The sequence below is a fragment of the Staphylococcus sp. HMSC62B09 genome, from assembly GCF_001839115.1.
Classification (GTDB): Bacteria; Bacillota; Bacilli; order Staphylococcales; family Staphylococcaceae; genus Staphylococcus; species Staphylococcus haemolyticus.
The window spans coordinates 1-10352 of the sequence record NZ_KV840119.1; the positions used below are offsets into that span (position 1 = coordinate 1).

Annotated in this window: 8 protein-coding genes and 2 pseudogenes; 1 reads left to right on the plus strand and 9 read right to left on the minus strand. The window is 30.2% G+C overall.

Annotated features, from left to right (window positions below):
- Positions 1–36 precede the first annotated feature (36 nt).
- The 9 genes and pseudogenes from HMPREF3265_RS12825 to HMPREF3265_RS03195 all read right to left on the minus strand — a co-directional run.
- Positions 37–228 (minus strand): annotated as a pseudogene (locus HMPREF3265_RS12825) (recombinase family protein); the annotation flags it as partial.
- A gap of 97 nt (positions 229–325) precedes the next feature.
- Complete coding sequence (locus tag HMPREF3265_RS03165) at positions 326–871, minus strand: hypothetical protein (RefSeq protein WP_053031277.1); 546 nt, start codon at positions 869–871, stop codon at positions 326–328.
- 438 nt (positions 872–1309) lie between these two features.
- A pseudogene (locus tag HMPREF3265_RS12365) lies at positions 1310–1441 on the minus strand (SAUGI family uracil-DNA glycosylase inhibitor); the annotation flags it as partial.
- Positions 1442–1548: 107 nt separating this feature from the next.
- Positions 1549–3225, minus strand: coding sequence for a cassette chromosome recombinase CcrC (gene ccrC / locus HMPREF3265_RS03170; RefSeq protein ID WP_070860999.1), 1677 nt, complete (start codon positions 3223–3225; stop codon positions 1549–1551).
- 224 nt (positions 3226–3449) lie between these two features.
- Positions 3450–5066 carry a DUF5906 domain-containing protein gene (locus HMPREF3265_RS03175; RefSeq protein ID WP_001015575.1) on the minus strand — a complete coding sequence of 539 codons (1617 nt, stop codon included), beginning with the start codon at positions 5064–5066 and terminating at the stop codon, positions 3450–3452.
- The gene (locus HMPREF3265_RS03180) at positions 5066–5434 is read right to left on the minus strand and encodes a hypothetical protein (RefSeq protein ID WP_001058155.1); all 369 of its coding nucleotides are present in this window, start codon (positions 5432–5434) and stop codon (positions 5066–5068) included. The genes HMPREF3265_RS03175 and HMPREF3265_RS03180 overlap by 1 nt, the downstream gene beginning before the upstream one ends.
- Positions 5427–6536: a DNA polymerase gene (locus HMPREF3265_RS03185; protein WP_000283873.1), complete on the minus strand. Its 1110-nt coding sequence runs from the start codon at positions 6534–6536 to the stop codon at positions 5427–5429. The genes HMPREF3265_RS03180 and HMPREF3265_RS03185 overlap by 8 nt, the downstream gene beginning before the upstream one ends.
- A gap of 194 nt (positions 6537–6730) precedes the next feature.
- Positions 6731–8719, minus strand: coding sequence for a hypothetical protein (locus tag HMPREF3265_RS03190; protein ID WP_001038847.1), 1989 nt, complete (start codon positions 8717–8719; stop codon positions 6731–6733).
- Between the two features lie 161 nt (positions 8720–8880).
- Complete coding sequence (locus HMPREF3265_RS03195; RefSeq protein WP_000750311.1) at positions 8881–9810, minus strand: helix-turn-helix transcriptional regulator; 930 nt, start codon at positions 9808–9810, stop codon at positions 8881–8883.
- A gap of 80 nt (positions 9811–9890) precedes the next feature.
- Here HMPREF3265_RS03195 and HMPREF3265_RS03200 point away from each other — a divergent pair, with 80 nt between their 5' ends.
- On the plus strand, positions 9891–10319 hold the full coding sequence (locus tag HMPREF3265_RS03200) for a VOC family protein (RefSeq protein WP_000671996.1): 429 nt from the start codon (positions 9891–9893) through the stop codon (positions 10317–10319).
- Positions 10320–10352: the final 33 nt, after the last annotated feature.

Consider the following 10352-nt stretch of genomic DNA (forward strand, 5'->3'; position numbering starts at 1 on the left):
TTTTAGTCATCAGTCCAATTTATTATAGAGCCCTGTTTTATCTGTAGTAATTTCAACAGAATCAATCAACAACTTCATAAGCTGATTTTTTGCTTCAGGATTTGCTTCTCTTAAATAAACACTAAAACGACTTATTATCAAATTTAGACGACTCTTCAACTTATCAAAGTCTGGTACTTTTGTTTCTTCTAGATTAGATTGTTGAGACGTTTTGATTTGTTCTTCAAGCTAATAAAATCAAGTCGGCATCCATAATATTTTTCATAAAGGGCATTTAGGATGTTTATCATCATTGATATTTTAAATAATTACTTTCCTTATTATTTTATTCTGATTCCTTAAGAGCATCAATGTTTCTTTGTTGTTGCTCCATGTCCATACCTACATCTCCACGTTCTTCTTCATCATCAATATTGTTAACTTCATTATCTGTTACTGGCTCATCATCTTTTTCACTTGCGTTTGGATCTTGATAATATATTTCACGAGAAGTTGGTTGGAACTTTCCTTGTCTGGTTAATTCCCATAATTCTGGTGTCATTTCATCTCTTGTTGCAACACCGTCACCATCTTTATCTGCTTTAGCAATTTCCGCATTTACATCTAGTTCTTTATTTTCCTCTACAGTTTGTTCTTCTATTGTTTGTTCTTGTGCTAATTCAGTTGATTCTTCAACATTCTGTTCTTCATTTTTTTGCTCTTTTTTTGCTTCTTTTTTAGACTCTTTTTCTTTATTTGATTTTACTTCCTCCCCGTTCTTATCTTCTTTACTATTATTAATATCTGTAAAACTCTTATATCCAAATACTCCTGCCGCTAAGATAACTGCTAATAAAGCTACTGATGCTAAGACCATTAATAAATTTTTCATTTTATCTCCCCTTATTATTTTAAATTAGTAACCCCAAACTACGACGATATAATAAATTGCTGCTAGACTTTTTAGAGGTCTACATATCTTCAATCAACCTGATACATATGACTTGCTGTATCTAATCCTACTGCTAATAAAATTACTAATAATATCACTAATGATATAATAAGCAATGCATTTACACTTCGTTTGTTATCATTATATATCAAATTTACAAAACTTCTCTATATTTATTTTGATAATAAAGACTTTTTTAAAATAACTAACTAATAAGAAAGTGTCATAAATTATTTATTTTCATTTCCTTTAATGATTTGATTGTCCATGCTTTTCTGGCAAAGAGATTCAACGGGTGCATCATCTCATTTGTTTGAGGATTTGTCAGTATACTAACCTTTTTATTGCTTGTTTCTAACATATCCAATACTTCTTTGACCCGAGTCTTACATATTGATCAGGTATGATATTATCAGCAACTTCATCAATTGCTTCACAGTCCCACACCTCGTCTTTGGGTAATTTGAATAGATTCGTAATATAGTTTTTGACTTGTTGTTCCAATGTCATAATTATGACCTCCTAGTGTATTTGATTGATGCACACATTTATCACATCATTTTTATAATATATATCTGATATTCAGTTCATTTCCCTCACTTCTATCACTAATATGATTAAGTGGTAAAAGTGGTAATTTGGTCGATGAAATAATAATTTTGACCATATATTTCAAATTGGAATTTGGGCATAAAAAAAGACCCCCAATCTTTTTTCAAAGATTGAGGGATAAGACTTTCATCAATTTTATACCTTACAAGTTTTACTTGTTTATCTGTCGTAATTTCAATTGAATCAATTAACATTTTCATAAGTTGATTTTTAGCTTCGGGTGTAGCCTTTCTTAAGTACACACTGAATCGTGTTATCATCAAAATGAGTCGTGCTTTTAACTTATCAAAATTGGGTATATCATCCTGTGATTGATTTGCTTGTTTTGCTTCTTTAATTTGTTGGTCTAATACTTCTAACTGTTGATTCATTTCACTTTGTTTAGCTTTTAACATTTCGCTATCCATTTCATCATCTAAGAACAATTCCAATAATCGTTCTTGTTGTGTTTTAACTTTTGCTTTTTGTTTTTCTAAACTATCAATATCATATTTTATTTCTGTTTGTTTACTATGCTTTTGTTTCAGTTCTTCTATCACACTTGACGCAATCTGCTTAATAACATTAGGTTGTGAAAGAATACGATTCAAATGAACATTGATTACGCGTTCGACGACTTCAGCATTAATCGCATTACTATGACAGGCAGAACTTCCTGAGCGGTTGAATAATGAACAAATGTAATAGCGTTTGATTGTCCGTTCTTTGGACTTTTTCGTTTTATAATACGTCCGTCGACATACCATATTATTTCCGCATTCTGGGCATTTAATAAGGCCACGTAAGTAGAAATCTCCACCAATAGGTCGACCCGGTTTAAAACTTTTAGAAGCTAGTTTCTCATGAACTTGATCAAATACATCTTCACTTATAATGGCTTCATGTTTACCTTTGACCAATATCACATCATTTTTATCACTTTTACCACTTCTTCGCTGAACAGCCCAATTTTGATGGTTATTGAATCTGACATAGCCTTTATAGACTGGATTATTCAAAATATATTTCACGCCAAACACTGAAAATGGTTTTTGATTAATGGTGCGATATCCTTTTTGATTTAGAATTGTCGTGATTGCTTTAAGTCCTTTATTGTGATTCAAATATAAATCAAAGATTTCCCGTACAATATGAGCTTCATTTTCATCAATAACTAAATCATTTTTCTGTGTCAATGGATTAAGTGATAATTTGTAGCCTAAAACACGACCTGTGATTGCCTCTCCACTCCTTGCCTTAGCATTCATAGAAAGTTTCACATTGGAAATCAAAGTCTGGCGTTCTATAGATCCTATTAGTCCAAACATTGTAACGAGTACTTCTCCAGAAGCATTGGATGTATCAATATTCTCAGAAATCGATTTATACCCTACGTCATGTTCTTTGAATTCATGAATAATATTAAACACGTCTCTCATTGAGCGAGAAATACGATTCAATTTCCAACTTAATACCATTTCGATTTTATTATCCTTAACATCTTGTAATAGACGTTTCATTGCCGGACGACCTTCAATATTTTTACCTGAAATGCCTGAGTCAGTATATGTCTCATAGTCATAACCTGGGAAATTTTTCATAACTTCTTTGATGAGTAGTTGTTCCTGCTCCTTTTCAGAATAACCATGTTCTGACTGCTCAGACGTACTAACACGTGAATAAAGTGCAATTTTACCCTTCATATCATACCGCTCCTTTTATTAGATTATTGCTACAGACCATCGGTCTTGTAACAACATATAGATAATATATATTTATAATTTCGTTTCATTTTTATCACTTTTACCACTTAATCATATGAGTACTACAGGCAACTGCCTGTAGTACGTAATTAGATTACTTACCTTTATTGATACGTTCTTCTATGATAGGCACAAGCACTTCTACAAATGCTTCAATTTGTTCATTATTCATCGTCAAAGTCCTCCCAACCTAAGTTCAAATCATCTTCGTATAAGAATTCATCATCTGTTACATTCTCATTTTTATCGAATGAAATCATGTCATCTTTTTTATCAGTTTCTTTCCATCCTAAATCGACCCAATACTTATAACCATTATTTAGTCTACTTTGTACATTAAAGTTAGCTTGAACCAAATCATTAATAACTTGAGAGCTTACTTTAATTTCATCTCTAATAACCTCATTTAGCCTAGACACTTTGATACGTGACCCTGGTTTGATTTCTATAAGTTTTCTGAGTAAATTAATACACGCTTTCTGATGTGCAATATTTGCTGATTTACTAGAAACAAATTCATATCCAAAATTTAACCAATCATGAGAAATTTCAGTAACACGATCATTTTGGAGGTACTCGATATCATTTTTTACAATTTGCTTATACACATACATCAAGTAAAGAAAGATTTCTTTCTTTTCATCCTGTAACTTTTCAATTAAGTCAGGGTCAGCTTTTTCAACATAATATTCACATGGAATAACAGCAATTCTACGCTCTAATGCTTTTGCATGTGATGATGGAAAATTGAGTACAGCATTCGTATTAAAAATGAGTTTTAAATCTAAAGTAACTTCTACTTGCGTTCTTCCTTTACGGTCAGCATGAATTGGTTCAACAGATAGTAATTTTTTGAAATCATTCACAGTTGCTTCATCAATATTAGCTTTCCCCACTTCATCACTTGCCATAATTCGTTTACCAATTAGACTTTCCTTATCGAAACGCCCGCCAAGTTCATTAAGTGTTTTAGATACGATATCATTACTATAAAAGAATGACTTAACTAATTTAATATAGACCGATTTCCCATTTTTTGCAGTTCCATACAAAAAAAGTCCACGACGTAGTTTAGTATCTGCCGTCAATAACACTGCCATATGTTGGAAAAGGAAATATTGTAAATCATGGTCATAATTCGCCAACTCTAACATATATTGTTTGAAATTCGGGGGTATCTTGTCCGTAATCGTGTCATTTATATCTAATTCCAAATCTAAGCGTGTTTTAGGGAATATTTCAAGGTCATTATCAACCACTTTAAAGGTCTTTAGATTGAACATATTTCGTCCACAACCAATGTACTGTCTATGCTCAACAAGTTTTTCTATGTCCGTTGATTTCTGTATGCCATCTACTACGTTTTTCAAAGTACTTAGTGAAGGTTTATAATCAACTAGCAACACTTGTATCATTTTAGATATCAACCCTTGCAATTCATCTTCACTTACCTTTTGCCAACCTTTATCTTTGAAAACAAACAACTCTGAATCAAAACGCTTGATATGAAAAATACATATCATCATTTCCACTAATATTGTGTCATTTGGCTTTTTTTGAATACCAAAATAACTGTATATGTTAGGTCTATAGTCGACATCTTTAGGAATGTTAAGCTGTAGCTTATCGATAAGCTCGTTATACACCATTACAGCTTGTTCAGAATCATCCATTTCATCATTTCCAATACTACTTGTTAGGATGGCAATCAGACCTTTACGGTCGATTGCCTCCATACCCACTTTTAATAATTTTATTAACATTTCTAAAATATGATTCATTACAATACCCCTCCAAATTCATCTAATGGTGCTACATCTTGAATATAATAATTTCCGTTATATTGCCCTACAAGGACCAAATGTTTTCGATCAATGTATGGATCATAATTAATGTGGTTTACGTTATAGTTACTGTGACGTTTAATCCAATCAGCAATTGATAATTGGTGACTCATAGATTTTACGGTAATATTGCGATTTACATAGTGCGTTTCTTGGTTAAGTTCTACTTCATACGTAAACTGATGTTTAATATCACCTGAGAAGTTCTTCTCGTACACAGAATGTAACGTAGCAACGTATATAGATCCTTCTTTTAACAATGTACTTTGGGGAATTTGAAGACTTTTTCCTCTATCATTATTCATTGTCTATACCTCCTAAAGCTTCCACTGTCACATGTGCAAATTCACCATTAAACAGTTGATTAGCTGTATCTTTCATGAGCTGTGCTACATTTTGTGCAATCCCCTTATCATTACATTCAATCATAATCGCATCGTGTATCGGCACTATAATCTTGAACGTTTTTTTTTCGCACTGTGCTTTGTACACTTCCAACAAAATGTGCTTGAAAATATAGCTTGCTACCGTTTGTACATAAATTGCCATAATACTACTACCTTGAAATGCGCTCATATCATGTTCAATGCCGTAAGGCGTAGGCATTGTTTTATATTTTTCGACTTGCTCCTTAAATTCAATGACCTTCTTGAATTTGCTCATTACTTGTAGCCAGTTAATTTCACTAACCTCTTGATTGATTTTGAATTTAGAGCTACTATAACGACCGCCAAAAAGAAATGACCCTATAAATGCACGTTTCACACTCACGCGCTTCTCTTTTGACAAAGATAAGTCTCTCAGTAATGCATCGTATAACCCTTCTTCATGATTCAAGTAGTCAATCAGTTGTTCGTCTTGTGTCATATACGCAGCAACTGATGGTTCGAATGATTTAAAATCTATTGTATAAACCTTTTTAAATTGCGAAGGTAAAATCATTTGTTGGACTAATTTAGGCAAGCCTTGAACATTAAATCTTTTCGTTGTGATCCGATGTGTTCGTGTGCCAATCAACGATAATTGCGTATATAATCGATTCGTACCATTTAATGACTGATCTAATCTATCAAATAGCTGTTCGATTTTATCAAAATGTTCATCGTTCTTAGCCTTTTCAAGCATTGTCGCTTTGATATCAGGTAATTTATCGGTATCAAGGTTAATAGATTCTGATTCAATCTCTTTCTTTAATGGTTCTAAATTATGGTGTACTTCCACGTATTGGTCTAGCTTAGCTTTTTCATTAGCCAAAAGCTCATTATATTGTTGATCTAGCTGTTGGCTAATTTGTCTTTGTAGCTGCTGAACTTTATCTTGATTTGAAAATTTGTTCATTAAAAAGTGTTCTGTTTTATTGCTTTGAGGCAATTTTGTAATTAAATCACGTATATTTGCTTGATACATGGTGATTTGCTCCTTCTATAAGTTATTACACAATAATCTCCCGGGCTGATTATCATGTGAACATCACAACGTTGTACCTATACTATAAATGACTCAAATTAATTGCTTAATGGCTTCCATAACATTGATTCCTGTAATGGAAGCGTAAAATTACAATTAAAAAGCCAACTCATTCTTGAGTTGGCTCATTATAGTTATTGTTTTTTTGTATTTGGACTAATATCATACAAATTGCTCTTAATTTTAACTGACAATAAATTATCGATAGAAACATTTATTTTATTCTTTAATTTGGAGTCAATATCGCTTTTATCATCAAAAGCATGATATGTTTCTTCTTTATTTTTTCTTCTCTCATCTTTATCATCAATAGCATCATCAGGATAATGTTGCTCTCTTCCGCTAGACTTACTTATTTCAAGAGAAAATGGCGTTAATTTACTTTTTATTCTACTAAGTTCCTTTAAAAACGATCTATAATATCTTGCATTTTCATCATTCGAATTTATACCATTATTTAGTAAGTAAATACCTAATCTGTCTATTGAATTTTCAACATCATTGAAAAGTTGTTTGAATAAATCTGAATCATCTTTTTCATACTTAAATTTGCTTGTTGCTACTAATTTTTCAATGGTACTACTTCTATCATATCTTTCTTTTTCAAACAATGTTTGCATATTATAATTAATACTTTCCTGACCTATTTCTTGATTCAAATAATTGATTAATAATTGATCCAAAAAGGGCATTTTTATTTTATATTTATCTACAAAATATAAAATGTAACCTCTATTTCCATTTACCCTTGCTTTTACTAAGTTATTACTAAACTCAAAGCAATGGTATAAATAATTAAAGTTTAGTTTCTGATTTCGATTTGCGTTATTAAATTGAATCTTATTATATTCATTTTGGATATCGTTAATAACTTTACCATTGAATTCAGTAATTTTCTCGCTAATCTGCTCCCAATTCTTCACCCCACCGTCTGTCAAAAAATAATCTTTAAAATAATTGAAATGAACCTTATCTTCATCAGCCTCATTGATTGTTTCTTCAATTGCATGAGACAACATTCTATATAATTTGTTACCCTCATAATAATTGCTCTCCAAAACTTTATGCATAAAACTTTCAAGTTGCAATTTTAATTTTTCACTTTCAGAGTACCATCTACATTGAGATTGATATGTAAAATCAGTCAATAATTTTTCCTTTAAAGAAGAATTTTCCATACTTATAATTTCTTTCATTATATCTTCAAAATACTCATAAAAACTATGAGAATCCCCACTTAATATTGCTTTTTCAATAGTTGGAATATGTTTATAATTATTATCTGACTTTGGTAATGGATGCTTATCAAGTATTTTCGATAACATATCTATAATTTGATATTGAAGTCTATTAAATTCATAGTTAGATCTTTGAGAAATGTATCTTTCACCAAATTGACCTCTTTCATATTCAGGATTATTAGAATTATAAAATGGCTGATATTTTGCAACATCTACACCATACATTTTGTTCAATAATTTTAATTTGTTCGTGAAAGTTGTACCCTTGACACCTTGTTTCTCTTGTAAATGTCTTTTTTTATAAGTTATTTTAGGATTTTCTTTTACAAGATTGAAATAACTAGATACTTGATACTTATATTCAGATTTTTCTTTATTGTAGAGATAAATATCAATATGAACCTTAAACACCTCTTGAAAAGCTTGCTTTTTATTTTTAGAATCATTCATGAGTTGCTTTAAAGCATTATACAATTGATTTTTATCCTCTTCTAATATTTGATTTGAAAATTTGCATAAATACCATTCTTTAGTCACATCAATGTCATTTGTTCGCTCATTTAAGTAACAATGTTCTTGAATGCCTCGTTGAATACTACTTAATGATTCACTTTCAAACTGTATTTTTATGCCTTGACTATCCAATATTACTTTACCAAAATTAATCATAAACTGCTCATATGTACTAATAAAATCTTGTACCTCTCCTGCATATTCTGGTTGTAACAACGGTGATAATGGAATTTTATCTTCCATAGGCAAAATTTTAAACTTTTTGGTACACTCTTTTATATTATTTATAATTTGATCATCGATATGAACCGTATACTGCATATATGTAGTATTTTCAGTAGATTTTAGAGCTGTAATATTTTTATTCACTTAATTCACCTTCATTGACCCATCTTTATTTAATTATAACTATTTATGTATGCTGTAGCACTACCACTACCCAATTTTAAATTTGGTAATGCTTTTTTGTATAAATTTAAATTGTTTAATGTTGTCATCTTTTTGTTATTACAATTATGATTAAATTACTATTAATACATGTTTATTATTTTAGTTAATTCAACTTTAACAGCATTTTTCAAACTATTAGGGGTCTCTACTTTTACATTGACACCACCTGTGACAATTAACTTAGCTATAAAATCTATATCTTTCGCGTTCACTTTTGATTTAAATAAATATGTCTCTTCGTCAATATTTTCAATCATATAGTCACTCCACAGGTAGCCTTTCAAGATATTCAATCCCATAACATTGCTTCTAATAAGAATATCAATAGCTGTTTCATTTTTAACCATGAACTGTTGAAAATTCTGCATAGTTATATCATTACACTCTTGAGTCTCTCCCATTTCATATAGTTCTTTTATTTTCGAAATATTTAATAGATTCACTAACTTTGATTCTATATTAGCTACAACAAAATACCATTGATGATTTTTATACATAATGCCAATACCTTTATATTGTTCTTTAATATAGTTTTGTGAATAACAGGTTTCAAAAGACTTATTCTCAATTATCAATCTAATGATTTCATTAAATAACTTATAACTTTTGAACTGATACTTATCTTCATTAAAATATTGAAATAGATCATTATATTGGTTTATTAACTCTTTTTTATTCGAGTTATTATATAATTTTTTTAATATTTCTTGATATTCTGTTTGAAAAGGTAGATTACTCACATTTGAAATACTCGAAAGTGTAAATACTAAAGCTTTCAACTCTTCATCTGAGATTGCTATTTTCGTTTGGTCTCGATTACCTATGATCGTATAACCACCATTTTTCCCTGGATTACTATATAAAGGTACTCCTAATGCTTCAATTTCTTTTATATCCCTTAAAGCGGTACTACGAGAAATATTAAATTCTGACATTAAATCATTTAATTTGAAGTTCCTATTTTCATTACAATATTCAATCATATTATATAATCTAACAGATTTTTTCATTATTATTCTCCTTTTAGTGTCAATAGATGACACTAATTAAGTATATACTTTATTTATAACAAATCTAAGGAGGAAAAAACATGAAATTTCAAGTAAGTCCATATTTTTTAATCACTCAAAATGCAGAGGGTTTAAAAAAGTTGTATGAAGAGCTGTTTGGCGCTAAAACACTGTATATTCAACGTATTAAAGATAGACCTATAGATAAGAAACTTAATATTGACGAAAATGATTTAAATAAAATTGATCAATGTGTACTTCAATTTGGAGATATAAAAATTATGATCGCAGATGACACTGAAGGTTTGCCCATAACACAAGGTAATAATATATCTCTTTGTCTCACTTTTGACCAAGTAGAAGAAACTAAACATGTATATGACCAGTTAATAGAAAAAGGCAGTGAGGTATTGAAAACATTTAGTCCAGAATTCTATACTGAAGGTTATGGTTATGTAAGAGATCCTTATGGTATCTCTTTGCATTTATTTACAAAGAGAAAAAATTAGGTTCTGCTGCAAAGTTGAAAAATAAATGTCTAA